Raw genomic sequence first — 23,740 nt, 5'->3', positions numbered from 1 at the left:
GGGAGGAATTCGATGTCGCTATCCGGCAAGACGCTTTTCATCACCGGCGCCTCGCGCGGCATCGGCAAGGCCATCGCGTTGCGCGCCGCGCGCGAGGGGGCCAATGTCGCGGTTGCCGCCAAGACGGCGGAGCCGCATCCCAAGCTCGAGGGCACGATCTTCAGCGCCGCCAGCGAGATCGAGGCCGCGGGCGGCCGGGCGTTGCCGCTCGTCGTCGACGTGCGCGACGAGGAGGCGGTGAAGGAGGCGATGGAGCGCACGGCGGATGCCTTCGGCGGTATCGACATCCTCGTCAACAACGCCAGCGCCATCCAGCTCACGCCTCTGTCCCAGACCGACATGAAGCGCTTCGACCTGATGCATCAGATCAACACGCGGGGCACTCTGGTTTCGTGCAAGCACGCGATCCCGCATCTGGCCAAGTCCGACAACCCGCACATCCTGATGCTGTCGCCGCCGCTCGACATGTCGGAGAAATGGTTCGCGCCGTTCACGCCCTATTCGATTGCCAAATACGGCATGAGTCTCGCCGTTCTCGGACTTGCCGGAGAGCTGCGGGCGCGCGGCATCGCCGTCAACGCTCTGTGGCCGCGCACAACCATCGCGACGGCCGCCGTCAGGAACATCATCGGCGGCGACGACATGATTTCGCGCAGTCGTACACCGGAGATCCTCGCCGATGCCGCGCGTGAGATCTTCACCTCGCCGGCGCGCGAACTGACCGGTCAGTTCCTGATCGACGATACCTTCCTGGCCAGCCGTGGGGTCACGGATTTCGACCAGTACCGGGTCGATCCGTCGAAGGAGCTGATGGCGGATTTCTTCGTGCCGGAAGATAGCATCGCGCCAGCCTCGCTGGGGCCGGCGAAGGGCTGATCCACGTCAAAAAAGAAGCGCCGGCCTTGCGGACGGCGCTTCTCGATGATTTTGAACTCAAATTCGATTAAATCGATGATTTAACCGAGAGTCAGCTGAACTCCGGCCCGCGCGGGCGGTAGGGGCGCAGTTCCTTCCACGCCCGCATCAGCGTCGTCAGCTCCTCGTCGCCGCCCTCGGGCAGCACGATGCGCAGCGACACCAGCAGGTCACCGCGGCCGCCCGCCTTGTTGGGCAGGCCCTTGCCCTTCAGCCGCATTGTCTTGCCGGCGGATGCATTGGGGCCGACCGTCAGGTTGACCGCACCGTCAAGCGTCGGCACCCGCACCTTGTCGCCCAGAACCGCTTCGTAGAGCGTGATCGGAAGGTCGAGCTTCAGATCGTCGCCGGCCGGTGTGAACAGCACATGGCGGGCAAGCTGGATCTCGACGATGGCATCGCCGGCGCTGCCGCCATTCTCGCCCGGATACCCCTGGCCGCGCAGACGGATCTTTTCGCCGTCGACCGTTCCGTCGGGGAGCTTGACGTCGACCGACTTGCCGCTCGGCAGGCTGACGCGCACCTTGTGCTCGTGGACGAGCTCCTCCAGCGTCACCCGTGCGGTGATCTGCGCATCCGCGCCGCGCCGCGACTTGGCCGCGCGCGCGCCTGCGAAACCGGCGCCAGCGCCGCCACCGCCTGCCCGCGCCCGGCCGCCGCCGAACCCGCCGAGGATGTCGTTCAGGATATCGTCGAAGCCGCCCGCCTGAGGCCCGCCGCCGCCGGCGAAGCCGCGCCCGCCACGGGCATTGCGGAAGATGTCGCTGTCGGAGAAGCCGTCGAAGCCGTGGGCCTGAAAGCGCGGCTTGCCTTCCGCATCGATCTCGCCACGGTCGAACTGTCCGCGCTTCTCCTTGTCTCCGATGATCTCATAGGCCTGGGTCACCTCGGCGAAGCGTTCCTTCGCGGAAGGGTTGTCGGCGTTCTGGTCCGGGTGGAACGCCTTGGCGAGCTTTCTGTACGCCCGCTTGATGTCCGCCTCGCTCGCCGACTTGTCGACGCCGAGGACGCTGTAGGGGTCACGCATGGTTCCGACCGCAAATGTCTGTGGTTGTCACGGGTATACACCCGCGAAAGGCTCATGTGCCATATGGGAGTTTATAGGAATAAAATCCAGCCCCCTCGCGTTGCCGACACAGGGTCCGGCAGGGCGGCCCCCAGGCCCCACGCGCATTCCACTTCGAGGCGCGACAAGCATGACCGCGCGGCGATAGGGATGCAAGACCCGGCACTCGCTTCCGGCCGTCTGGGGAAAACGCGGAGCTAAGGCGGGAGACGCCCGGCAGGGGATCAGCCGGTGGTGGTTGCTGGCAGCATGCAGGCGCGGCGCGGCTTCAGCTTTCCGGCGCTTGCGTTTCCTCGGCCTTTTCCTTGAGCGCGATGACGGACCAGTCCTTCATCACGTCCTGGCAGGCGAGGCCCTGATAGGCGCGCACACCGCCGATGGTGTTGGCGGTGGTCTCGAAGCGCGTACAGCCGGTGCCGGTCTCGACGCTGTCGTCGACGAGCGAGAGGATCGTGCCGGAGTTGCCGCTGATCGGGTTGGTCCAGGTGAAGGGCGCCGGCGCCTGGGCGTTGTCCCGGGCAGTGGCGATGGTGCGGGCGATGACCGCGCGGTCCTGCTGGTTGATGTCGACGTCGGCGGCGTTCTGCTGGCTGTCGATCGAGCCCGTCAGGTCGAGCGGCGTTGCCACGTCGGCGCTGCCGATGGGCATCGACACGCCGCCACAGGCGGCAAGAGCCAGCGGCAGGAAGAGCAGGGCGATGCGCGCCGCGGTCCGTCCACGCCATATCCCGTGCGTCGCGCGGCATGACCCGGCGGACGGAGCTTTCATCTGGCGTGTCGGATACGGCAAGGGCGTCATGTCGGTCTCGTCCCGCTGTTGCAGGCGAGGGCGTTGCAGCCATCGCGTCATGCCGTGGGGCACGGTCTCCCGCGTCCCCGGCGGCTTCCCGACAGGATCGGCGATGTCGCTTAACAAATGGTAAGCACGAAACAACAGCGATTGCGTTCTGCGTTTTCGCGCAGGCATTTGCGTTTCGCCGAAGGGGGAGGGTGCGCCTTGGCGCGGGGCGTCAGAGAAGCTTCTTCCATCGGAAATACAGGTAGTTCAGCATCACCGATATCACCATCAGCACGAGAGAGAACGGATAGCCGAGGTCCCAGTGAAGCTCGGGCATGATCTCGAAGTTCATGCCGTAGACCGAGGCGATCAGCGTTGGCGGCAAGAAGACGACCGCGAGCACCGAAAAGATCTTGATGATCTGGTTCTGCTCGAGATTGACGAGACCGACGGTGGCGTCGAGCAGGAAGTTCAGCTTGTTGTCGAGCGCGTCGGCATGCTCGCGGATCGAGCGGATGTCGCGGCCGAGCGTCTTGCACAGGGTCTTCTGCTGGCTGGTCAGACCAACGGTCTTGGCATGGGCGGCAAGGAACAGGAACAGGCGCTCGAGGCTACCGCAGACATCGTGCATGCGTGCCACCTTCAGCCCGATGCGGCCGATGCGCTGGATCATGCCCTTGTATTCCGTGCTCTTGCGGGAATCGATGCCTTCCTCGAACACGTGACTGGAGATGGCATCGAACTCGGCCGAGGCTTCCTCGATCACATCGGCCGCCCTGTCGGCGATGGCATCGAGCAGAACGAAGAGCGCATCGCCCGCGCCATGGCTGGGCTGGACCTGTGCCTGGAGGCGCTTGGCGGCGATGTTGAGCGAATGGGATTCGGTGTGGCGCAGCGTCGCGATGCGGTCGCGGCGGGCGACGATGGTGAGGGCGGAGGACTTGAGATCGGGCGCGCGCACGTTCATCGGCAGCAATGCCGTCATGATCAGCGCGCCATGCTCCTCGTAGAGCCGCTCGGAGGTCTCGATCGCGGCCATTTCCTCGCGGGTGGGAATGCCCACGCCAAGCCATGCCTCGGCCTTCGCGCGGGCCTCGGGGCCGGGCGAGACGAGATCGAGCCAGATCGCGTCCATGGGCACCGGCTCTGTCTCGGCGAGCAGCCGGAACGTCACGGAGGTCTGGTCGACACAGCAGGCGTTGATCATGGGCGGAAAGCTCCGGGAGGGGGACGGGACACCGGCGGCTCCGCCCGAAGCAGGGCCGAGCGCGCCGGTTTCCGGAAGTTTAGCCGGGAATCCGCACAGTTTTGCAACGCGCGATACGGCAGTGGATAACTGCTGTCGCAGGGCGCTGGTCGAAGCTGCCATCGCAGGGCCTGGAGGGGCCGGAAACTTATCGGCCGGTGCCGGCCTTGACGCGCACATCCGGCTTGCGGCACAGCGTCGCCGCGGTGACGGCGCTGATGCCGACAGGCTTGTAGAGGGCGCCCAGGTCGGGACGCGGGGTGGTTTCTGCGGGGTGTGGCTTCTTGGCAGTCATTGGTCTGTCCAGCGTAGGGTTGTGTGGTCTCGGCAAGTCCCGATTGGCCTTGGACAATTCTCGTGGAATTGGGACCAAACTAAGGATTGGGGAGGGAAACACCGTGACGCCAGTCACATTCCTTATCTTCCTGTAATCAAAAAGCTTTCCTGGGCCGAAATTTCCATGGCGAGAGACGCAAAAGAGCCGGTCACATTGCCCATCCCGGGCGCTGGGATGTCGTGATAAGATGAGTAAAATCAAATATTTGACGAATTATTCGAAGTGTCATTCCTCAGTCTAAGATGACGTAAGGTCACTTTTGGCGCTCGCGCGACGGTCTGACGATTGTGATCACGGGCGATGTCATGCCCGTGCCTTTTGCCGGCTGTCTATTGCCCGGCAACGGGATTCAACCGCGATAAGGGAGATGTTTCGCGCGTCGTGGGAGACGCGTCGGGCTCCTCCTGGTAGATCTCCTGGAGATCGTCGGGAAGCACCTCGGGCTCCGCAATGGCGTCGGCCTCGCCTGCCTGTCCGTCTTCGCCGGCACTGGTCCTCGGGGTGTCGAGGGGCGCCTCCGCCGCGGGCTTGAAGCCCGGCAGCGGTGGCGGCAGATTGGCGGGCGCGGGCGCATTCGGGGCGAGCGGCGGCAGCTCGTCCGGCGCGACGCCCTCGACCTCCTCGTCCACGGTTTCGATCACGCCATAGGCCTCGAGCAACACCGCGTCGAGATCGCGGAAGAAGCCGCGAATGCGGCGCGCGTTGGCGCCGAGGTCATGGGTGCCGACGCGCGAGGCGGAGCGGATGTCGAGCCGTGCGCCGACAGGGTCTGGCAGGATGCGCACGGCGACATCGTCTCGAAACCCGAAGACGGGCGAGACCGCCACCGCCTGAAACCGGGTTGGCTCGTCGGGCATTCCCGGTGGAAGCTCGGCGGTCAGCTGCCACCCCGACTGGGTCGCGACCTTGAGCGCCGCCTGGTGCAGTTCTCCGGGCGAGATGCGGAACCGCCGGGTCACCAGATCGGGATAGGCCTCGTTCTGAAGCGCAAGCTGTTCCTGCGTCGGCAGCTCCGTGTCGTCCGGCCCGAGCGAGGGCGGCGACAGCGGGTCCGTGCTCACGTCGGAAAGCATGGGGTACTGCACGAAGGCGACAGACGCGCCGGCCAGCGGCAGCAGTGCCACCAGCGCATAGACCAGCGCACGCAACGCGCGGGCCCATCCCGCTCCGCCGTTGCGCCAGAGGGAGATCATCGCGGCGAGTGCACCGACCAGCGCGACCAGTCCGATCAGTGAGCCGAGGCTGATCGCGAGAAGGAACTGGGGGGTGGCCACGAGACCGCTGCGATGCGCGAGAACGGCGATCACCAGCACGGGCACCCCGTAGCGGGCGCAGCGCAGGCTGAGATCTGCGAGCCGCGAGCGGCGCGTGGGAAGGATCTTTCGCATGGCGGACACGCGGGTCCCGTTGTTGGATCTGCCAAGGGCTTAGCACGCCCCCGTGGCCGTGCGAAGCCGCCTTCAGCGCTGGGCCGAGATCCAGTCGACCGCAGCGGCAAGCGAGCCGACGATGGCGTCGGCGTGGCCCTCGAGGGTTGCCGGCTCGATCAGGCCGGTGGTCACCGCGAGCGTGCGCGCGCCCGCCGCGCGGCCCGCGTGCATGTCGTGCAGGCTGTCGCCGACCATCACGACCTCGCCCGGGGCGAGGTCGTTGAGCGTGCAAAACGCCGTCACCATGCCTGGCGCCGGCTTGGCGCCATGGCCGCTGTCAAAGCCGATGATCGAGCGGAACCGGTCGGTGAGGCCGAGCGCCTGCATCTGGGCGCGGGCCGAGGCTTCCGAATCGTTGGTGGCGACGCCGAGCACGAGTCCGAGCTCGAGCAGGCGGGCGGTGGCCGCGTCGAGATCGGGAAAGCCGCTGAGGAACGGCAGGCTCATCTCGCCGATGATGGCGTTGACCTCCAACGCCAGCGCCGACGGATCGGCAAGGCCGAGGATCTCGGCGTAGGCCTCGACAACATCATCGTTCGAGCCGGCGACAAGAACGGAATCGGCATCGAATGTCCGGCTGTCCAGGTGATAACTGCTCGCCTTGGCGAGCCGCTCCATCACGGCTTCGTCATTCCCTGCCAGATGGGCGATCAGCGCGTGAAAGGTCGGGCCCCAGGTCGCCTGGAAGTCGATCAGCGTGCCGTCCTTGTCGAACAGGACCGCACGGACGGGCGGGAAGGCGCCCGTCATTCGACGGTCTCTCCAAGCGCCAGCGTCAGAAGATCGGACATCTTGTCGAAGACGTGGTCGGCCGCCGGTTCCAGCGCCTCGCGCGCGACAGCGCCGGTGGTCACGGCGACACGGATCATGCCGGCCGCCTCGGCCGCGTGCATGTCGTGCAGGCTGTCGCCGACCATGGCGATCTCGGACGGCGCGAAGCCGGTGTGCCGGGCGAAGGCGAGAAGCTGGCCAGGCTCCGGCTTGCGGCCGAAGCCGGAATCATAACCCGCCAGGAAGCTGAAGTCGGAGCCGAGGCCGAGCACGTCCATCTGGTGGCGCGCCGAGGCCTCGGTGCCATTGGTGGCAAGGCCGATGGGAATGCCGGCGGCGACGAGCCCCTTCAGCGTGTCGACGACGCCGTCGAAAGGTGTGACGTTGATGCCGCAGCGGGCAAGCAGGGTCGCCTCGATGCGCTCCAGCATGGCGGCATGGTCGCTCTCGCCAAGTGCCTCCGCCCAGGCGGCGGAATAGTCCGCCGGCGTCTGCACCTTAAGCACCGAAGGCCCGGTGAAGCACTGCCGCGCGACGTCGAACATCGCCATGTCCTCAAGCATCGCGAGGGTGTCGTCGTCGCCGTTCGCGAGTTCACCGAGAACGGCGGCGATGGCCGGCCCCCAGGTGCGGTCGAAGTCGGTGAGGGTTCCGTCGCGGTCGAAGAGGACGGCCTTGATCTGCATGGTTTCAGTCCGTTTGGAGAAGGATGCGGGCGCACAGGCGGGCAGTCTTGCCATGCCCGCACGTCTTCGTCAAAGCGCCGGGCTCAGGCAAGCCGCAGGCGTGTGGCGGGATCGGGAACAGTGTCGCCGGCAAGGATCAGGCCGCGTTCGACGAGCCATTCCGCCTGCGCCAGCATGGACAGCGCGGCAGCGCCGTGGAGCGCCGGGTCGACGTCGCGGTAAATGGTGGCGACCATCTCGCGGATCGATGCAGGCCCCTTCGCGAGCTGGTCGAGAAGCGCGCGCTCGCGGGCCTTGCGATGCGCCTTCAATGCCTCGAGATAGGGTGCGGGCTCCATCACCGGCCCGCCGTGGCCTGGCAGGTAGAGAGCGTGGTCGAGCGCCATCAGCCGGTCGAGCGAAGTCATGTACTGGCGCATCGACCCGTCCGGAGGCGCGACGATGGAGGTCGACCAGGCCATCACGTGATCGGCGGAGAAAAGCACGTCGCCCTCGTCGAGGGCGAAGGCGAGATGATTGGCCGTGTGGCCAGGTGTCTCGACCGCGCTCAACGTCAGCCCGTCGACGGTGAGGCTGTCGCCGTCCGCCATCTCCCTGTCGGCGCGGTGCTCCCGGTCGCCGCTGGCGTCGAGCGGATTGACCTCGCCCCCGGCGAGCGCCCGTGCCGCCCGGTGCGGCGCGCAGCCGACGATGGGCGCGCCGGTCATTTCCCTCAGCAACCGTGCGCAGGGCGAGTGGTCCATATGGGTGTGGGAGACGACGATCGCCGAGATGGGAGCCTTGCCGGCGGTCTCCAGGATCAGCCGGGCATGGTTCCGGTCGAAGGGGCCCGGATCGATCACCGCCACCTCGTCGCGGCCAACGAGGTAGGTGTTGGTGCCGTGGAAGGTGAAGGGGCCGGGGTTGTCGACCGTGATCCGGCGCACCGCATCGGAAAGCGTGACGGCCGTCCCGTGGGCGGGGTCGAAGGTCCTGTCGTGGCGCAGTGCTGTCATCGAACCTCCCGAGGGGCGTGCGGCCTCGATTTGAACGCCGGGAATCGGCCGCGACGGCCTGCTTCCCGGCGGCTTTAGCCGATCAGACTTCGCCGAGGCAAGCGCCGCGATCCGACCTGCATGGAAAGTGGGTGCGGGCTTCCGTAGCGCAACTGCTTGCGCGGCAAAGTAGTTCCGCGCAAAATGCGCGCGCGGCCGGCCAAGGGAGGGAGGATCCCGGCAGGGTTGCGCGACGGTTTGTGTCACACAAGCGTTGTCAATTTGACCTATTGGCGATGGCAACGACCCGAGTGGTCTTCTCCGCTTGGATGGTCGTCGTCAGGTCCATAATTTGTCCAACGGGAGAGGTCCTCATGAAAATTTCACGTCGTTCCATGCTGAAGGGGTCGGCCGCCGCGTCGACCGTTCTTGCGGTGCCTGCCATTTTGAAGGCCGGTGACGCGCTGGCCTCCTCGGGTCAGGTCAATGTTTTCGCCTGGGGCGATTACATCCAGCAGAACATGATCGACAAGTTCGAGGGCGACACCGGCATCAAGGTCAACCTGTCGACCTACGGCTCGAATGACGAGGCCGAGCAGAAGCTGCGCGCCGCCGGCGGCAAGGGCTTCGACGTGATCTTCCCGTCGATCACCAACGGCAACAACTACTATCCCGACGGCCTTCTGGCGCCGATCGACGAGAGCAAGGTCAAGCTCGACGCTTTGATCCCCTCGATGCTGCGCGACAGCATCCAGCTCGGCGGCACCTATCGCGGCAAGCGCATGCTGCTGCCGTTCAACTGGGGCACCGAGGCGATCACGCTCGACAGCACCGTCTTCAACGCCGACGCTGTTTCCTTCGGCGACATGTGGACCCCGGAAGCGGTCGGCAAGGCCTCCTTCCGCCAGAAGTCGGCCCTGATGGGTGTCGGCCTCTATCTGGAAGCGATCGGCAAGTTCAATTCCAACCGCATGACCGACGTCTACAAGTCGGAAGAGGATGCGCGGCGCGCGTTCGATGCCTGCACCCAGTTCATCATCGAGCACAAGTCCAACATTGCCGCCTTCTGGAACAACGCCACCGAGGCGATCAACGCGTTCAAGCAGGCCGGCGCTCAGATCGGTCAGACCTGGGACACCACCGGCCTTCTCCTCAACCGCGAGGACGCCAAGTGGAAGTACCGCATGCCCAAGGAGGGCGGCATCACCTGGATGGACTCCGTCGGCATGCCGTCGGGCGCTGAGAACGTCGAGCAGGGCTATACCTTCCTCAACGCGATGCTTGACCCGAAGATGGCCGGTCTGATGTGCGCCAACACTGGCTACAACTCGGCCGTGGCCGGCGCCGCCGACTATGCTGGCGACACCTACAAGCAGCAGTTCGCCGACACCTACAACGCGGAGAACCTGGCGAACCTGTGGTGGTGGCCGGCCGACCAGCCGTGGGTCGCGCCGATGCGCCAGGAATACGTCGACAAGATCACCAACGCCTGAGGCGTCTGACAGATCGCGCGGATCGCGGCCCCGTGCCGCGGTCCGCGAGGCTTTTGCGGGATCTCCCGCCAAAACGACAAAGAGGGGCAGATGCACGGACAGGACGTCGTTCTCGACGGGGTATCGATGCGGTTCGGCGATTTCGTCGCGGTGCAACCAACGGACCTCACGGTAAATGCCGGGGAGTTCTTCTCCATTCTCGGTCCCTCGGGCTGCGGCAAGACCACGATCCTGCGCATGGTCTCGGGGTTCCTTGATCCGAGTTCGGGCGATATCCGCATCGGAACCAGCAGCATGACGGGCATCCGCCCGAATGCGCGACCGACGGCGCTGATCTTCCAGAACCTGGCTCTCTTTCCGCTGATGAGCGTCTGGGAGAACGTGGCCTTCGGGCTCGAGGCGCGCGGTGTCTCGAAGAAGAAGCGCCGCGAGCGCGCCGAGGAGCTCCTGGCCATGGTGGCGCTCGACGGGCAGGGCGAGAAACGTCCCTCCGAGCTTTCCGGCGGCCAGCGCCAGCGCGTCGCCATCGCGCGCGCGCTCGCCGTCGAGCCGTCGGTTCTGCTTCTCGACGAGCCGCTGTCGGCGCTCGACCTCAAGCTTCGCCAGCACATGCGCGCCGAGCTCAAGGAGCTGCAGCGCAAGACCGGCGTCACTTTCATCTACATCACCCATGACCAGGGCGAGGCGCTGACCATGTCCGACCGCGTCGCGGTGATGAACCGCGGCGTGATCGAGCAGGTCGCCTCCGCCGACGAGATCTACAACAACCCGCGGACCTCCTTCGTCGCCGGTTTCGTCGGCGAGCAGAACGTCTTCGCCGGCAAGGTCACATCGACTGTCAACGGTCACGTGGAGGTTGAGACGCGCCACGGCCCGATCCGCGGCCTCAACCGCCACGATCTGGCGGTCGGCGACGCGGCGCTTGCCATGGTCCGCCCGGAGCGCATCCGCCTCGGCGAGGCGGCGGCCGAGAACGACGTCAACCGGATGTCCGCCCTCCTGCAGCGGCGCGACCTCGAGGGCCCGCTGGTCAACCTGCATCTGGAAGCCGCAGGTGAGCCTGTCCAGGTGAGCCTGCACAACACCGGCGATGCCATGCTCGGCGCCGCGCGCGAGCAGACACTGGTCTTCGCCGCCGGCGACACGCTGGTGATGCGCCCCGACGCGACAACGGGCGGGGGCGCCTGAAGCCATGGGATCTCTGGTCAAGAGCTACGGAAAGGGACTGACGGGCCTCTTCGTGCTGCTGACGGTGGGCTGGATCCTGATCCTGATCGTCCTGCCGCAGGTGCGCATGATCGAGCGTGCCTTCACCTACAGCGATCGCGGCGGCGAGGCGGCGACGCTCTCCGTCGACATCGACAACGCCTATGTGCGCGTCTTCCAGATTGACGAGAGCCTGCGCGACCTGCGCGCTCAGCTCGACCGCGCCCGGGCCTCGGACAGTGGCGGGCCGGCCAGCCCGCCCGCCGACGGCGCGCTTCCGCTCGTGCCGTCACCATCGCTTGTACCGTCGCCGTCGCTGGTTCCCAGTCCCTCCCCGTCGACGCCCAGTCCCTCAACGCCCAGTCCCTCAACGCCCAGTCCGTCAACGCCAAGCCCGTCACTGCCTGGCCTGACGCCGAGCCCGAGCCTTGCGCCGAGCCCCTTTGCCCGCTCCTCCACGCCGAGCCTGTCGCCATCCGAGCTGGAGACGCGCATCCAGGCGCTGGAGACCGAGAAGGCCGGCCTGCAGGAAAAGATCGCCGTTCTCGAGAAGGAGGAGGCCAACAATTCCTCCGCCGTCGGCGTCAACGAGAGCTATTCGGCGAAAAACTTCACCGACATGAGCGAGCTGCACTTCAAGATCTTCGTCTCGACGCTCTTCTATGCGCTCTGCGTCACGGTGCTGTCCTTCGTCGTGTGCTACCCGGTTGCCTATGCGGTGGCGACGACCGACAATCCGCGCAAGGTCGCGCTGATGATGCTTGGCCTCATCATCCCCTATGCGATCAATGAGCTGCTGCGCATTTTCTCCTGGGTCATGATCCTGGAAAAGCAGGGCATTCTCAATGGTTTGCTCGACCTGCTCGGGCTGATCGACATGGGTGCCGGCGAGGGGCTGCGCTTCGTTGCCTCCAACGGCGCGGTCTTCACCGTGATGGTCTATGCCTATGTGCTGTTCATGGTGTTTCCGATCTACAACACCATCGAGACGCTCGACCGCAACCAGATCGAGGCGGCGAAGGATCTCGGAAGTTCCATGTGGCGCATTCACTGGCGCGTGGTGCTGCCGCACGCCAAGCCGGGCATCGCCGTCGGCGCGATCATGACCTTCATGCTGTCGGCCGGGTCCATCGCGGCGCCAGAGATCGTCGGGCGCGGCCTGCACCCGGACTGGTTCTCGCAGGTCATCTACCGTCGTTTCTTCGAGGCGGACGCCTGGAACGAAGGCGCGGCCTATTCGCTGGCGCTGCTTGTCGCCTGCCTTCTCTTCATTCTGATCAACATGGCCGTCTTCCGCGTCGGCATCAGGGATATCGCCAAATGAGCGCGGCCAACACAAACATCGCGCCGACGGCCCACGCCCCGGCCCGCAAGAAGACCCGCGACTGGTCGGACGCGATCCTCGCCGGCTATCTCGTCGTCTTCTTTGCCTACATGTTCCTGCCGCTTCTGTTCATGGTGGCGGCAGCCTTCAACGCCAATCCGACCCCGTCGGTCACCGACTGGCAGGGCTTCTCGCTGAAGTGGTTCCGCGAACTGCCGCAGGACCAGCGCTTCATCGACGGGTTGCTGCACTCCCTGCAGATCGCCTTCGGCGTCATCGTCATCGCGATCCCGCTGGGCCTTGCCGGCGCGCTCATTCTGACGCGGCTGCGCTCCGGCGCCTCGACGCTGCTCTACACCGTGCTGGTCTCGCCGATCCTGACGCCCGGCATCGTGCTGGGCGCGACGACGATGATCTTCTGGCGCGATGTCTTCGGCGTGGAGGCGGGGCTGCTGACGGCTTCAATCGCGCAGGCTGCCTTCATCGCCTCCTACTGCATGCTGATGTTCATGGCGCGCCTGCAGCGTCAGGACCGGGTGCTGGAGGAGGCGGCGCTTGACCTTGGCGCATCGTCGATCTTCGTCTTCCGGCGCATCACGCTGCCTTTCCTCATGCCGACGGTGCTGACGGCTGCGGTGATCTCGTTCCTCCAGTCGATCGAGAACTACAACACCACCTTCTTCGCCATCGGTTCGAGCTGGACGCTGGTGACCGAGATCGGCGCGCGCATGCGGTTCGGTCTGTCGCCCGTGGTCAATGTTATCGGCGTCATCTTCGTGCTGATCACCATTGTCGCCGCCACGGCCTGGGTTCTTTCGCAGCGCAGCGACAAGTCCGGTTGACGGACGCTGGAAAGGCTTGTCACCTTGGCCGCAATGCCGAGGGGCGGAGTCGCATTCCCGAAGGCGCGCACGAACGAAAACAAGTCACGCGAGGACGCACCCATGGCCGGGACGGAAGTGCCCTGCATCTTCGACACCACGCTTCCCTATCTGCGCGAGGATGCCTTCGCGCTCTTCGTCGACCGCATGGCCGCGTGGTGGCCGAACGAATACACCTTCTCCCATGATCCCGATTGCCACCTGTCCATCGAGCCGATGGTCGGCGGGGCGTGTACCGAGCTTGCACCCGGCAGGCCGCGCATCGTCTGGGGCACGGTGCTGTCGATCGAGCGGCCGCTCTACATTCGCCTTGCCTGGCAGATCGGCCCGAACCGGGAGATCATTGCCGACCCGGCTGCCTCGAGCCGCGTCATGGTCGAGTTCCGCACCGCCGCTGACGGCACGCGCGTCGAGCTGACCCACACCGACTTCCTGCGTCACGGCGATGGAGCTGATGCCTACCGCGAGGCGATGTCGGCGCCGGAGGGATGGCCGCTCTGCCTCGCCCGGCTGGCCGCGGCCGCGCGCGCGCGCAAATAAGGGGCTGAACGGCGGATGAAGCTTGCCCTGCGCTGCCTGCCGGAGCTTCTGGGTCATGTGCCCGAGCCAGTGCCTGCCCGCGCCAGTCTTCCCGACTGGTTGCGCGCGCTTCCCTCCATGGTGGTCAGCGAGACGCTTGGCGGGGTGGAGGTGCGCGGCATGAAGCAGTGTCCGCCACTCGTCGACGCGCTTTCGCTTGGCGTGATGTTCCGCCTTGCCGCCGATGTCGAGGTCGCCGATGGGACGCTGTCCTGGGACTGGGATCCGCCGCTCGATGCGGCGGCGACCGAGACACGCTCGCCCGTTGGCGCGCATGTGCCCGAGCAGGCGAGCGGTGCTCCCTTCGGCCTCGAGCCCGGGCAGTTCATCGTCAAGTTCACCAACTTCTGGACAGTGGAGGCGCCCGATGGCGTGTCGCTGTTGTTCACCCATCCGCTCAACCGCGAGGATCTGCCGTTCCGCACGCTCGCCGGCCTCGTCGACTGCGACCGGTTTCGCGACGGCTATGTGCATTTCCCCGCGCTCTGGACGGACCCGGGCTTTTCCGGGCGGCTTGCCGCCGGGACGCCCGTTGCCCAGGCCTTTCCCATCCGCCGCGAGGCGCTGGAACTGTCGGTGGCGGCGATGACGGATGCGGAGCGCGCGCGTCATCGTGCCGTGCAGGAGGGGCTGCAGTCGTCTCCCGGACTTTATCGCAAGGAGTTCCGCGCCGGGCCGGTCAGGCCCGTCGGTTCAGCCGAGAATGGAGGAGGCCGATAGCGGCATCCGTCCGCGGCGTCCCTGCGTCATCGCCTTGAGCAGCCGCGGACGCTCGCCCGCGTGGGCGCGGAACAGCGCCGCAAGCGCCGCCTGGCCACCTTGCGCATCGACAAGCAGCAGCGCCTCCGCCTTGCCGATCTCCGCTTCGAGATCCCCCTCGACGAGAGCCGCGCGTCGCGAGAAGGCGTCGATGGCTCCCGGCCCGTCGCCACGCCGCAGCCGCAGCCGCGCGAGGTTCAGCCAGGCATCCGCATCCTGCGCGCGCACCGCGCAATAGGCATCGAAGCCAGCTTCCGCCCGGTCCATTTCGCCAAGGTCCATGTGGCAGGCGGCCAGCTCGAAGCGGGCGTTGTGATGATCGCAAGCAAGGGTGAGGGCACGCGAGAGCGCCTTTTCGGCCTCCCGGTCGCGCCCGAGGCGGCGCAGGACGAGGCCGAGGTTGTAGGCAAGGGAGGCGTTGGCGGGATCCGCCTTCGACAGCACGATCAGCGCCTTGTGCGCCACTGGCCAGTCGCCTGCGGAAAGCGCGCCGGGGAGCCTGGTGGCAGCCTGCCTCGGTGTCATCGCGCCCGTGTCTCCCGTTGCCGCGTCGATCCCGCCACCGTTGTTAGCATCACCGCCTCTGACGATGAAGACGAATATTGCGAGAATCGCTTAGGTTTCGGTGTCTTGGGGCTGTCATCCGGGCCATGATATGAAGCACGCTTCACTCCACCCCCTGCCGGATTCGGACATCGCGCGGAGCGCGGTTCATCCGCCGGCACATGCGAGGCCACGCGCATGAGCGACAACTCAACATCCCGGCCGCGGTCCGGCGGCGGGCGGCTGCGCCATCCCTTTCGCGAGCGTCTCGAAGCGCAGCGCTGGGTGCTGATCGCGGCGGTGCTGCTGGCGGCGCTGGTGCTGCGCGGGGGCGTTGCGACGCCCGCGCAGGTTGCCATCGGCCTTGCCGTTCTGGCCGCAGCCGCCTTGCTTGCGCCGCAGCGCCGGCCGCTTGCCGCCCGGCGCCTGCGCCAGGCGCGTGCCGCGTTGCCGTGGCCGGACGCGGGCATGAAGCGCATCGCCGATGCACTCCACAACCCCTGTTTCATCGTCGATGCGCGTGGCATCACCCGCTATGTCAACCGCGCCGCGAGCGAACGGTTCGGCAATCCCCACCCCGGCGATCCGGTGTCCTTCCGCCTGCGCTCACCCGGCCTGATCGAGGCGCTCGACCGGGTCATCGCCAGCGGCGAGGCGCAGCGGATCGAGTGGAGCGAGAAGGTGCCGACGGAGCAGTGGCTGGAAGCCTATGTGTCGCCCGTGGCGCCGCTTGCAGCGGACGCCTCCGGCGGGCAGGACGAACCGGAAGGCCGCCGGCTGATCCTGGTGACGGTGCGCGATCTCACCGAACAGCGCCGACTGGAGCGGATGCGCGCCGACTTCGTCGCCAACGCGAGCCATGAATTGCGCACGCCGCTGGCCTCGCTCACCGGCTTCGCCGAGACGCTCCTCGGCCCGGCCCGCGACGATGCCGTCGCCCGCGAGCGTTTTCTCAACATCATGCTCCAGCAAGGCGACCGGATGCGCCGGCTCATCGACGATCTGCTGTCACTGTCGCGGATCGAGATGAAGGCGCATGTCCAGCCGGAAACCGTGATCGACCTCGCGCCTCTGGTCCGCCAGACGGGGGACACGCTGAAGCCGGTGGCCGACGACCTCGGCGTGGACCTGTCGCTGGAGTTCCCGGCGACACCCTGCCTGGTGCGCGGCGACCGCGATGAACTGATCGAGGTCATCGAGAACCTGACGGAAAACGGCATCAAGTACGGGGCGACCGGCGGTCGGGTCGAGATCGCGCTTTTCGCCCAGGGCGGGGAGGGGGAGAACGGCCCCGCACGCGCGCCCCGGCAGTGGTGCATCAGCGTGCGCGACCATGGGCCAGGCATCGCGCCGGAGCATCTGCCGAGGCTGACAGAGCGCTTCTACCGCGCCGACGTCGCGACGAGCCGCGAGATGAAGGGCACCGGCCTCGGTCTGGCCATCGTGAAACACATCCTTACCCGTCACAAGGCGCGCCTCGATATCGAGAGCAAGCTCGGGGAGGGGGCGCGGTTTACTGTCAAAATACCGGCTGCGGAAACGCACCCGGCGATTGGCTCAAGCAAATAATGTATATAATTCATGTACTTATACTGTCATAAAACGGATACGAAAGCTTCATAGAAGGATCACGGCGCGGGACTAGGGTCCCCCTGCCCTTGACGGAATAAGTTCGCAAGGGGACGCACGAAATCCTGAACATCCAGGGAGAAGTCAGGTGAAAATCAAAGCCCTTCTCAGCGCGACGGCGCTCGCTGTTGCCGCGACCTCCTTCGCCGGCGCTGCCCATGCCCGCGACCAGATCCAGATTGCCGGCTCCTCGACGGTGCTTCCCTACGCCTCGATCGTTGCCGAAGCCTTTGGCGAGAATACCGATTTCCCGACCCCGGTCGTCGAGTCGGGCGGTTCCTCTGCCGGTCTCAAGAAGTTCTGCGCCGGCGTCGGCGAGAACACCATCGACATCGCCAATGCGTCGCGCCCCATCCGCGACAAGGAGATCAAGGCCTGCGCCGAGGCCGGCGTGACGGACATCATCGAAGTCCGCATCGGCTATGACGGCATCGTCTTCGCCTCCGACATCAAGGGTAACTCCTTCAAGTTCACCCCGGCCGACTGGTACAAGGCGCTCGCCGCCGAGATCCTCGTCGACGGCAAGCTCGTCAAGAACGAGCTGACCTCGTGGAAGCAGGTCAACGACCAGCTCCCCGATCAGCAGATCCAGGCCTATGTTCCCGGCACCAAGCACGGCACCCGTGAAGTGTTCGAGGAGAAGGTCATCCTGCAGGGCTGCGAAGACAGCGGCGCGCTGAAGGCGATGATCGACGCCGGCACCGACAAGAAGGCCGCCGAGAAGGCCTGCATGTCGCTGCGCACGGACGGCCGCTCGGTCGACATCGACGGCGACTACACCGAGACGCTCGCCCGTATCGATGCCAACAAGGACGGCATTGGCGTGTTCGGTCTCTCGTTCTACGAGAACAACACCGACAAGCTGCAGGTCGCGACCATGGCCGGCGTCACGCCGTCCACCGAGACGATCGCGTCCGGCGAATACCCGGTTTCCCGCCCGCTGTTCTTCTACGTCAAGAAGGCGCACATCGGCGTGATCCCGGGCCTCAAGGAGTACGCCCAGTTCTTCGTCTCCGACGAGATTGCCGGCCCCTCCGGTCCGCTCGCACAGTATGGCCTGGTCTCCGATCCGGAGCTGGCCAAGGTCCAGGAAGCGGTTGCCAGCGAAACCGTCCTGACCCACTAAGCCGACTAGAAACGAAGGGGCGGCCTGGCCGCCCCTTCCCCTTTTCCCATGTCGGATGGAACCTCATGTCATTGCCAGTGATCCTGCTCGTGCTGCTTGCGCTTGCCGCCGCGGGCTTTTTCCTCGGGCGTGCCCGCGCGCTCGCATCGGTTGGCGGTGACGGTCGCCTGCTGCATTCCCTGCCCAATTATTACGGCTGGAATGTCGCGCTCGTCACGCTGCTCCCGGCGCTTCTTGCCCTTGCTGTGTGGCTGGCCGTCCAGCCCGCGGTTGTCGAAAGCCGTGTTTCCTCCATGATCTCGACGCAAGCCGCCGAGGAGAGTTCGCTCGATCTGGTGATGAGCGACGTTCGCCGCATCGCCCACGGCCTCGATCTTGCCGTGGAAGCTGGCGTCATGACGGCGGAGAAGGCTGATTCCATCCGCACCGAATTCACCGATGTGCGTGATAGGCTGGGTGATGTTGGCGTCGCCCTCGGCTCCGACGTCACATCCGAGACGCTGCACGCGGCACAGCGCTACCGCGAGCTTGATCGCGTCGGCCTGATGGCCCGCACGTTCGCCATTCTGGCGCTGGCGCTTGCCGGCTTCGCCTATGGCTACCTGCGCTCTAGCAAGGACTTTCGCGCCCGCAACAGCGTCGAGAAAGTGATCCTGGCGCTGCTGATCATCTCTGCCTCGATCGCGATCCTGACAACGCTCGGCATCGTGCTGTCGCTGATCTTCAACACGGTCGAGTTCTTCCGCCTCTATCCGGCGAGCGAGTTCTTCTTCGGCACCACCTGGAGCCCGAGCTTCGGCGGCGGTTCCGAACTTGGCATCGTTCCGCTGATCTGGGCGACGCTCTACATCTCCTTCATCGCACTGGCGGTGGCGGTTCCCGTCGGCCTTTTCGCCGCTGTCTACCTTTCGGAATACGCCCCTCCGGTCGTGCGCGCTGCGGCCAAGCCGATGCTCGAGGTTCTCGCCGGCATTCCGACCATCGTCTACGGCCTGTTCGCACTGCTCACCATCGGGCCGCTGCTCGTCAGCGCCTTCGGCTCCGGCGGCGTGCTCGGTGTCGACTGGATGGCCGGCGGCACGGCGGTCATGACCGCCGGCCTCGTCATGGGCATCATGCTGATCCCCTTCGTCAGCTCGCTCTCTGACGACATCATCAACGCGGTGCCGCAGGCCATGCGCGACGGCTCGCTCGGCCTCGGCGCCACCCATTCGGAGACGGTGAAGCAGGTGATCCTGCCGGCCGCGCTTCCGGGCATCGTCGGCGCCATCCTGTTGGCCGCCTCGCGTGCCATCGGCGAGACCATGATCGTTGTGCTCGGCGCCGGCGCCGCCGCCAAGCTCAGCCTCAATCCCTTCGAGGCCATGACAACCGTGACGGCCAAGATCGTCAGCCAGCTCACCGGTGACGCGGACTTCGCCTCGCCGGAGGCGCTCGTCGCCTTTGCGCTTGGCATGACGCTCTTCGTCATCACGCTCTGCCTCAACATCTTCGCCCTCTACATCGTGCGGAAATACCGGGAACAGTACGAATGACCGACGCGACCGTGACCAAATCGCCGGCGTCGGATACGACACCGGCCCGCCGCAAGACCTCGCTGCTCGAGGTCGACGCCCTGACCCGCAAGCGCAATGCCGCCGAGACGCGCTTCCGTCTCTATGGCATCGCCGCAATCCTGATCGGCCTGCTTTTTCTGGTCGCCTTGCTCTGGGCGATCTTCTCCAACGGGCTCAGCGCCTTCAGCCAGACCTTCTTCAGCGTGCCCGTGGCCCTGGAGAAGACGGCGGTGGAGCAGGCCGAGAAGTCGATCGTCAAGACGTCCAAGTACAATCTGATGATTGAGGCCGGACTTGAGGCCCAGCTCAAGTCCGCCGGTATCTCGACCGACATGAAGGGCCGCGACCTGCGGCTGATGCTCTCCTCCGGCGCTGCCGCCCAGGTGCGCAACTTCGTGTTGGCCAACCCGGACCGGATCGGCGAGACGGTGACCTTCGACCTGTTGGCGTCCTCGCGCGTCGACGGCTACCTGAAGGGCCGCGTCTCGCGGGAGGCGCTCGTCAACGACAAGAACCTCGACGCCAGCCACCTGGACATGATCGATGTCCTGAAAAAGGCCGGCATCGTCCAGAAACGCTTCAACACCGCCTTCATCCTGGGCTCGGACGCCTCCGACTCGCGTCCCGAGGAGGCCGGCATCGGCGTTGCGATGATCGGCTCCCTCTACATGATGCTGGTGGTGCTGGTCCTGTCGCTGCCGATCGGCGTCGCCGCCTCCATCTATCTGGAGGAATTCGCCCCCAAGAACCGGTTCACGGATCTGATCGAGGTGAACATCTCCAACCTGGCGGCCGTGCCTTCGATCGTCTTCGGTATCCTGGGTCTGGCGGCGTTCATCCAGTTCGCGCATCTGCCCCAGTCGGCTCCGCTCGTCGGCGGCCTGGTGCTGACGCTGATGACGCTGCCGACGATCATCATCTCGACCCGCGCCTCTCTCAAGTCGGTGCCGCCGTCGATCCGCGACGCGGCTCTGGGGGTTGGCGCCTCGAAGATGCAGTCCGTGTTCCACCACGTTCTGCCGCTCGCCATGCCGGGCATCCTGACGGGAACGATCATCGGCCTTGCCCAGGCTCTCGGCGAGACCGCGCCGCTGCTCCTCATCGGCATGGTCGGCTTCATCGCCTCCAACTACCCGACGTCGGCCGTCTCCGGTTTCCTGGAGCCGAACTCGGCGATGCCCGCCCAGATCTACGAGTGGGCCAAGCGCGCCGATCCCGCCTTCTACGAGCGGGCATGGGGCGGCATCATCGTTCTGCTCGTTTTCCTCATGACCATGAACATCCTCGCGGTGATCCTGCGCCGCCGCTTCGAGCGCCGCTGGTAAGGACTGACACGCCATGAACCAAATGCCCAAAGCCGAGAAGGTTGCCGCCATGAACAACATGAAGATCCTGGCCAGGAAGGTGCAGGTCTACTATGGCGAGACGCATGCGATCAAAGACGTCGACCTGCAGATCGAGGACAAGACGGTCACCGCCTTCATCGGCCCGTCGGGTTGCGGCAAGTCGACCTTCCTACGCTGCCTCAACCGCATGAATGACACGATCGACAGCTGCCGCGTCGAAGGCGACATCGAGATCGATGGCGAGGATATCTACGATCCCAAGGTGGATCCGGTGCAGTTGCGCGCCAAGGTCGGCATGGTGTTCCAGAAGCCGAACCCGTTCCCCAAGTCGATCTTCGACAATGTCTCCTACGGACCGCGCATCCACGGTCTTGCCAGCAACAAGTCCGGGCTTGAGGAAATCGTCGCCTCGAGCCTGCAGAAGGCCGGCCTGTGGGAAGAGGTCAAGGACCGTCTCGACGAGCCGGGAACCGGCCTTTCCGGCGGTCAGCAGCAGCGCCTGTGTATTGCCCGCGCCATCGCGGTCAGTCCCGAGGTGATCCTGATGGACGAGCCCTGCTCGGCGCTGGATCCGATCGCGACCGCCAAGGTCGAGGAGCTGATCGACGATCTGCGCGCCAACTACACCATCGTGATTGTGACGCACTCCATGCAGCAGGCCGCGCGCGTCTCCCAGCGCACCGCCTTCTTCCATCTCGGCAATCTTGTCGAGGAGGGAGACACCAAGGAGATCTTCACCAACCCTGCGGACAAGCGGACGCAGGACTACATCACCGGACGCTTCGGCTGACGACAAGGCGGGTTGGTCCGTGCCCATGCACCCTGGAAAGGGTGCGGGCGCGGGCCTGCCCCGGCTTCCCGATCCCGTTACCGCCGTCGGCGGAGGAGATGAAGAATGACTAGCCATACCGTTACGTCTTTCGATGAAGAGCTGAAGTCCATTGCCGGGCGCGTCTCGGAGATGGGCGGCCTCACCGAGGCCATGCTCAATGAGGCGATCTCGGCGCTGATCCGCATGGACAAGGATCTCGCGCGCCGCGTCGTGCTCCAGGACAAGCGTGTCGACCAGCTGCAGTTCGAGGTCGAGGAGCAGGCGATCCTGGTCATCGCCCGCCGCCAGCCTGTCGCCCAGGACCTGCGCGATGTGATTTCCGCCATGCGCATCTCCAACGACCTGGAGCGCGTCGGCGATCTCGCCAAGAACGTGGCCAAGCGCGTCATCGCCATCGACGGGTCCTTCGATTCCAAGAAGTTCGCGCTTGGCGTGGAGCACATGACCGAGCTTGCCCAGCAGCAGCTCAAGGACGTGCTCGACGCCTATGCCAGCCGCGACACGGCCGAGGCCGAGGCAGTGCGCGAGCGCGACGATGCGGTCGACGCGCTTTACACCTCGATCTTCCGTGAACTGCTCACCTACATGATGGAGGATCCGCGCCAGATCTCGATCTGCGCGCATCTGCTCTTCTGCGCCAAGAACATCGAGCGCATCGGCGACCATGCGACCAACATCGCCGAAAACGTCATCTACATGACGACCGGCGTGCAGCCGATGGACGAGCGCCAGAAGCAGGACGAGACCGGCGTCGAGACCAACGTCTGACGCCTTCGAAACGGACAGGGTCCGGCGGCATAGCCGGGCCCTTGCGACTGACATACGAGGTTTCCGGGAATGCCGAAGGTTCTGATTGTCGAGGACGAGGAACCGCTTGCCATGCTTCTGAGGTACAATCTCGAAGCTGAGGGCTACACGGTCGAGACCTGCATGAGGGGCGACGAGGCCGATATCCGGCTGCGCGAAAACCAGCCCGACCTTCTCCTGCTCGACTGGATGTTGCCGGGTCTGTCCGGCATTGAATTGTGTCGTCGGCTGCGCTCGCGGGCCGAGACCGAGCGCCTGCCGGTGATCATGCTCACGGCGCGTGGCGAGGAGCAGGAGCGCATCCGCGGCCTGGCGACAGGTGCCGACGACTATGTGGTCAAGCCCTTCTCGATCCCCGAGCTCATGGCACGGGTGCGCGCCATGCTTCGGCGCGCAAAGCCGGAGGTCGTCTCCTCGTTGCTGCGCGCCGGCGATCTCGAACTCGACCGTGAAACGCACCGGGTGCGTCGCTCTGGCCGCGAGATCCATCTGGGGCCGACCGAGTTCCGCTTGCTGGAATTCCTGATGACTTCGCCCGGCCGTGTCTTCTCGCGCGAGCAGCTGCTCGACGGTGTATGGGGACATGACGTCTATGTGGACGAGCGCACCGTCGACGTTCACGTCGGTCGCCTTCGCAAGGCGATCAACCGGGGCAAGGCGCCGGACCCGATCCGCACCGTGCGCGGCGCAGGCTACGCCTTCAACGACCAGTTCGCCCAGGCGTCTTGAAACGGCCTTTCCCGGCGGGTCGGATCCGGACCCACCGCCAGGAAATGGAGCAACCAGCCGTCAACGAAAAAGGCCCGCGCGATGCGCGGGCCTTTTTTCTGTGGCACCCTGCTGTGGCGATATCAGCCGGTCGCGGCCGCCGTGTTGCGCTCGCGACGGCGGTCATTCGCCGGCTGGTAGGCCATGCGGCAGTGATACGGGCAATAGGGCACGCCCGGATTGGAATTGTTGCCGCAGAAATAGAAGTCATCCTTGGTCGGATCGCCGATCGGCCACTTGCAGGTGCGCTCGGTGAGCGTCAGGATGGTGGCGCGCTTGGCGATGGGGACCAGTTCCGCAACGGGCTTCTGCTGCGGTGCGGGGGCCGGGGAAGGAGCCATCTTCAGCGCCGTGGCGCCGATGGTCTGCGGTGCGCCGGCGTTGGTCTCGGGCGCTTGCGCCGTCTCGGCGCCGGCTGTGGGCTGCGTGGTCTTGCGCGATGGCTTGGCAGCGTTCGTCGGCGCCTTGGCACGGCCGGAGAGGCCCAGCCGGTGCACCTTGCCGATGACCGCGTTGCGCGTCACGCCGCCGAGCTCGGCGGCGATCTGACTCGCGCTCAAGCCTTCGAGCCAGAGCTTCTTGAGAAGGTCGACACGCTCGCTTGTCCAGGACATGCGTCTCACTCCGTCTTCGTCGTCCGTCCGGCATATGGTTAAAAAAACCTTGCCGGCACACCCTGATGGTGTCC

24 protein-coding genes are annotated in these 23,740 nt (G+C 65.7%); 14 read left to right on the top strand and 10 right to left on the bottom strand.

The genetic code is table 11. From position 1 onward, the window contains the following. Positions 1-12: 12 nt before the first annotated feature. Complete coding sequence (locus ACSLUQ_RS10980; RefSeq protein WP_417772493.1) at positions 13-876, top strand: SDR family oxidoreductase; 864 nt, start codon at positions 13-15, stop codon at positions 874-876. A 91-nt stretch (positions 877-967) separates the two neighbouring features. On the opposite strand, the gene ACSLUQ_RS10975 is transcribed toward ACSLUQ_RS10980, so the two are convergent. The 8 genes from ACSLUQ_RS10975 to ACSLUQ_RS10940 form a co-directional block, all read right to left on the bottom strand. Continuing rightward, on the bottom strand, positions 968-1,942 hold the full coding sequence (locus tag ACSLUQ_RS10975; RefSeq protein ID WP_417772494.1) for a DnaJ C-terminal domain-containing protein: 975 nt from the start codon (positions 1,940-1,942) through the stop codon (positions 968-970). 307 nt (positions 1,943-2,249) lie between these two features. Beyond that, the gene (locus tag ACSLUQ_RS10970; RefSeq protein ID WP_417772495.1) at positions 2,250-2,780 is read right to left on the bottom strand and encodes an RT0821/Lpp0805 family surface protein; all 531 of its coding nucleotides are present in this window, start codon (positions 2,778-2,780) and stop codon (positions 2,250-2,252) included. Positions 2,781-2,991: 211 nt separating this feature from the next. Beyond that, positions 2,992-3,966 carry a magnesium transporter CorA family protein gene (locus ACSLUQ_RS10965; protein ID WP_417772496.1) on the bottom strand — a complete coding sequence of 325 codons (975 nt, stop codon included), beginning with the start codon at positions 3,964-3,966 and terminating at the stop codon, positions 2,992-2,994. A 187-nt stretch (positions 3,967-4,153) separates the two neighbouring features. Then, positions 4,154-4,300 carry a hypothetical protein gene (locus ACSLUQ_RS10960; RefSeq protein ID WP_461808554.1) on the bottom strand — a complete coding sequence of 49 codons (147 nt, stop codon included), beginning with the start codon at positions 4,298-4,300 and terminating at the stop codon, positions 4,154-4,156. A gap of 371 nt (positions 4,301-4,671) precedes the next feature. Next, positions 4,672-5,730 (bottom strand): DUF1499 domain-containing protein, encoded by a 1,059-nt coding sequence (locus ACSLUQ_RS10955; protein WP_461808553.1) that lies wholly within the window; start codon positions 5,728-5,730, stop codon positions 4,672-4,674. A gap of 72 nt (positions 5,731-5,802) precedes the next feature. Further along, complete coding sequence (locus tag ACSLUQ_RS10950; protein ID WP_461808552.1) at positions 5,803-6,522, bottom strand: HAD family hydrolase; 720 nt, start codon at positions 6,520-6,522, stop codon at positions 5,803-5,805. Further along, positions 6,519-7,229 carry an HAD family hydrolase gene (locus ACSLUQ_RS10945; RefSeq protein ID WP_461808551.1) on the bottom strand — a complete coding sequence of 237 codons (711 nt, stop codon included), beginning with the start codon at positions 7,227-7,229 and terminating at the stop codon, positions 6,519-6,521. Before ACSLUQ_RS10945 ends, ACSLUQ_RS10950 begins: the two co-directional genes overlap by 4 nt. 83 nt (positions 7,230-7,312) lie before the next feature. Continuing rightward, a complete protein-coding gene (locus ACSLUQ_RS10940) occupies positions 7,313-8,224 on the bottom strand; it encodes an MBL fold metallo-hydrolase (RefSeq protein ID WP_461808550.1) in 912 nt (303 codons plus the stop codon). Positions 8,225-8,577: 353 nt separating this feature from the next. Here ACSLUQ_RS10940 and ACSLUQ_RS10935 point away from each other — a divergent pair, with 353 nt between their 5' ends. The 6 genes from ACSLUQ_RS10935 (at position 8,578) to ACSLUQ_RS10910 (ending at position 14,406) form a co-directional block, all read left to right on the top strand. Continuing rightward, positions 8,578-9,696: a substrate-binding domain-containing protein gene (locus ACSLUQ_RS10935; RefSeq protein WP_417772502.1), complete on the top strand. Its 1,119-nt coding sequence runs from the start codon at positions 8,578-8,580 to the stop codon at positions 9,694-9,696. Positions 9,697-9,786: 90 nt separating this feature from the next. Beyond that, on the top strand, positions 9,787-10,884 hold the full coding sequence (locus ACSLUQ_RS10930; protein WP_417772503.1) for an ABC transporter ATP-binding protein: 1,098 nt from the start codon (positions 9,787-9,789) through the stop codon (positions 10,882-10,884). A 4-nt stretch (positions 10,885-10,888) separates the two neighbouring features. Continuing rightward, entirely contained in the window at positions 10,889-12,226 is a 1,338-nt protein-coding gene (locus ACSLUQ_RS10925; protein WP_461808549.1) for an ABC transporter permease, read from the top strand. Further along, positions 12,223-13,068, top strand: coding sequence for an ABC transporter permease (locus ACSLUQ_RS10920; RefSeq protein ID WP_461808548.1), 846 nt, complete (start codon positions 12,223-12,225; stop codon positions 13,066-13,068). Before ACSLUQ_RS10925 ends, ACSLUQ_RS10920 begins: the two co-directional genes overlap by 4 nt. A gap of 102 nt (positions 13,069-13,170) precedes the next feature. Continuing rightward, positions 13,171-13,647 (top strand): SRPBCC family protein, encoded by a 477-nt coding sequence (locus ACSLUQ_RS10915; RefSeq protein WP_461808547.1) that lies wholly within the window; start codon positions 13,171-13,173, stop codon positions 13,645-13,647. Positions 13,648-13,662: 15 nt separating this feature from the next. Next, positions 13,663-14,406, top strand: coding sequence for a hypothetical protein (locus ACSLUQ_RS10910; RefSeq protein WP_461808546.1), 744 nt, complete (start codon positions 13,663-13,665; stop codon positions 14,404-14,406). On the opposite strand, the gene ACSLUQ_RS10905 is transcribed toward ACSLUQ_RS10910, so the two are convergent. Next, positions 14,380-14,970 carry a tetratricopeptide repeat protein gene (locus ACSLUQ_RS10905; protein WP_461808545.1) on the bottom strand — a complete coding sequence of 197 codons (591 nt, stop codon included), beginning with the start codon at positions 14,968-14,970 and terminating at the stop codon, positions 14,380-14,382. The genes ACSLUQ_RS10910 and ACSLUQ_RS10905 overlap by 27 nt on opposite strands. Positions 14,971-15,186: 216 nt before the next feature. Between ACSLUQ_RS10905 and ACSLUQ_RS10900 the strand changes: the two genes are divergently transcribed. From ACSLUQ_RS10900 to phoB, 7 genes are all read left to right on the top strand, one after another. Further along, positions 15,187-16,557, top strand: a complete 1,371-nt coding sequence (locus tag ACSLUQ_RS10900; RefSeq protein ID WP_461808544.1) for an ATP-binding protein — start codon at positions 15,187-15,189, stop codon at positions 16,555-16,557. Positions 16,558-16,711: 154 nt separating this feature from the next. Continuing rightward, on the top strand, positions 16,712-17,743 hold the full coding sequence (locus tag ACSLUQ_RS10895; RefSeq protein ID WP_417772566.1) for a substrate-binding domain-containing protein: 1,032 nt from the start codon (positions 16,712-16,714) through the stop codon (positions 17,741-17,743). A gap of 65 nt (positions 17,744-17,808) precedes the next feature. Then, positions 17,809-19,278 (top strand): phosphate ABC transporter permease subunit PstC, encoded by a 1,470-nt coding sequence (pstC, locus tag ACSLUQ_RS10890; RefSeq protein ID WP_417772510.1) that lies wholly within the window; start codon positions 17,809-17,811, stop codon positions 19,276-19,278. After that, positions 19,275-20,624 carry a phosphate ABC transporter permease PstA gene (gene pstA, locus ACSLUQ_RS10885; protein ID WP_417772511.1) on the top strand — a complete coding sequence of 450 codons (1,350 nt, stop codon included), beginning with the start codon at positions 19,275-19,277 and terminating at the stop codon, positions 20,622-20,624. The genes pstC and pstA overlap by 4 nt, the downstream gene beginning before the upstream one ends. Before the next feature lie 13 nt (positions 20,625-20,637). Continuing rightward, positions 20,638-21,435 carry a phosphate ABC transporter ATP-binding protein PstB gene (gene pstB, locus ACSLUQ_RS10880; RefSeq protein WP_417772512.1) on the top strand — a complete coding sequence of 266 codons (798 nt, stop codon included), beginning with the start codon at positions 20,638-20,640 and terminating at the stop codon, positions 21,433-21,435. Positions 21,436-21,540: 105 nt separating this feature from the next. Next, the gene (gene phoU / locus ACSLUQ_RS10875; RefSeq protein ID WP_417772513.1) at positions 21,541-22,245 is read left to right on the top strand and encodes a phosphate signaling complex protein PhoU; all 705 of its coding nucleotides are present in this window, start codon (positions 21,541-21,543) and stop codon (positions 22,243-22,245) included. A gap of 69 nt (positions 22,246-22,314) precedes the next feature. Beyond that, complete coding sequence (gene phoB, locus ACSLUQ_RS10870; RefSeq protein ID WP_417772514.1) at positions 22,315-23,013, top strand: phosphate regulon transcriptional regulator PhoB; 699 nt, start codon at positions 22,315-22,317, stop codon at positions 23,011-23,013. A gap of 122 nt (positions 23,014-23,135) precedes the next feature. Here phoB and ACSLUQ_RS10865 read toward each other — a convergent pair whose 3' ends face one another. After that, on the bottom strand, positions 23,136-23,666 hold the full coding sequence (locus ACSLUQ_RS10865; RefSeq protein ID WP_417772515.1) for a GcrA family cell cycle regulator: 531 nt from the start codon (positions 23,664-23,666) through the stop codon (positions 23,136-23,138). Positions 23,667-23,740: the final 74 nt, after the last annotated feature.

This window comes from Stappia sp. ICDLI1TA098, assembly GCF_054880955.1.
Note: the sequence above shows the minus strand (reverse complement) of the source record. Positions and strands in the feature narration are given on the sequence as shown.

Coding starts and splice junctions, on each gene's coding strand:
- ACSLUQ_RS10900 (WP_461808544.1), top strand. CDS start 15,187: ATGAGCGACAACTCAACATCCCGGCCGCGGTCCGGCGGCGGGCGGCTG.
- pstB (WP_417772512.1), top strand. CDS start 20,638: ATGAACCAAATGCCCAAAGCCGAGAAGGTTGCCGCCATGAACAACATG.
- pstA (WP_417772511.1), top strand. CDS start 19,275: ATGACCGACGCGACCGTGACCAAATCGCCGGCGTCGGATACGACACCG.
- ACSLUQ_RS10910 (WP_461808546.1), top strand. CDS start 13,663: ATGAAGCTTGCCCTGCGCTGCCTGCCGGAGCTTCTGGGTCATGTGCCC.
- phoU (WP_417772513.1), top strand. CDS start 21,541: ATGACTAGCCATACCGTTACGTCTTTCGATGAAGAGCTGAAGTCCATT.
- ACSLUQ_RS10960 (WP_461808554.1), bottom strand. CDS start 4,300: ATGACTGCCAAGAAGCCACACCCCGCAGAAACCACCCCGCGTCCCGAC.
- ACSLUQ_RS10935 (WP_417772502.1), top strand. CDS start 8,578: ATGAAAATTTCACGTCGTTCCATGCTGAAGGGGTCGGCCGCCGCGTCG.
- ACSLUQ_RS10925 (WP_461808549.1), top strand. CDS start 10,889: ATGGGATCTCTGGTCAAGAGCTACGGAAAGGGACTGACGGGCCTCTTC.
- ACSLUQ_RS10940 (WP_461808550.1), bottom strand. CDS start 8,224: ATGACAGCACTGCGCCACGACAGGACCTTCGACCCCGCCCACGGGACG.
- ACSLUQ_RS10950 (WP_461808552.1), bottom strand. CDS start 6,522: ATGACGGGCGCCTTCCCGCCCGTCCGTGCGGTCCTGTTCGACAAGGAC.
- ACSLUQ_RS10865 (WP_417772515.1), bottom strand. CDS start 23,666: ATGTCCTGGACAAGCGAGCGTGTCGACCTTCTCAAGAAGCTCTGGCTC.
- ACSLUQ_RS10930 (WP_417772503.1), top strand. CDS start 9,787: ATGCACGGACAGGACGTCGTTCTCGACGGGGTATCGATGCGGTTCGGC.
- pstC (WP_417772510.1), top strand. CDS start 17,809: ATGTCATTGCCAGTGATCCTGCTCGTGCTGCTTGCGCTTGCCGCCGCG.
- ACSLUQ_RS10970 (WP_417772495.1), bottom strand. CDS start 2,780: ATGACGCCCTTGCCGTATCCGACACGCCAGATGAAAGCTCCGTCCGCC.
- ACSLUQ_RS10905 (WP_461808545.1), bottom strand. CDS start 14,970: ATGACACCGAGGCAGGCTGCCACCAGGCTCCCCGGCGCGCTTTCCGCA.
- ACSLUQ_RS10955 (WP_461808553.1), bottom strand. CDS start 5,730: ATGCGAAAGATCCTTCCCACGCGCCGCTCGCGGCTCGCAGATCTCAGC.
- ACSLUQ_RS10980 (WP_417772493.1), top strand. CDS start 13: ATGTCGCTATCCGGCAAGACGCTTTTCATCACCGGCGCCTCGCGCGGC.
- ACSLUQ_RS10915 (WP_461808547.1), top strand. CDS start 13,171: ATGGCCGGGACGGAAGTGCCCTGCATCTTCGACACCACGCTTCCCTAT.
- ACSLUQ_RS10920 (WP_461808548.1), top strand. CDS start 12,223: ATGAGCGCGGCCAACACAAACATCGCGCCGACGGCCCACGCCCCGGCC.
- ACSLUQ_RS10975 (WP_417772494.1), bottom strand. CDS start 1,942: ATGCGTGACCCCTACAGCGTCCTCGGCGTCGACAAGTCGGCGAGCGAG.
- ACSLUQ_RS10945 (WP_461808551.1), bottom strand. CDS start 7,229: ATGCAGATCAAGGCCGTCCTCTTCGACCGCGACGGAACCCTCACCGAC.
- phoB (WP_417772514.1), top strand. CDS start 22,315: ATGCCGAAGGTTCTGATTGTCGAGGACGAGGAACCGCTTGCCATGCTT.
- ACSLUQ_RS10965 (WP_417772496.1), bottom strand. CDS start 3,966: ATGATCAACGCCTGCTGTGTCGACCAGACCTCCGTGACGTTCCGGCTG.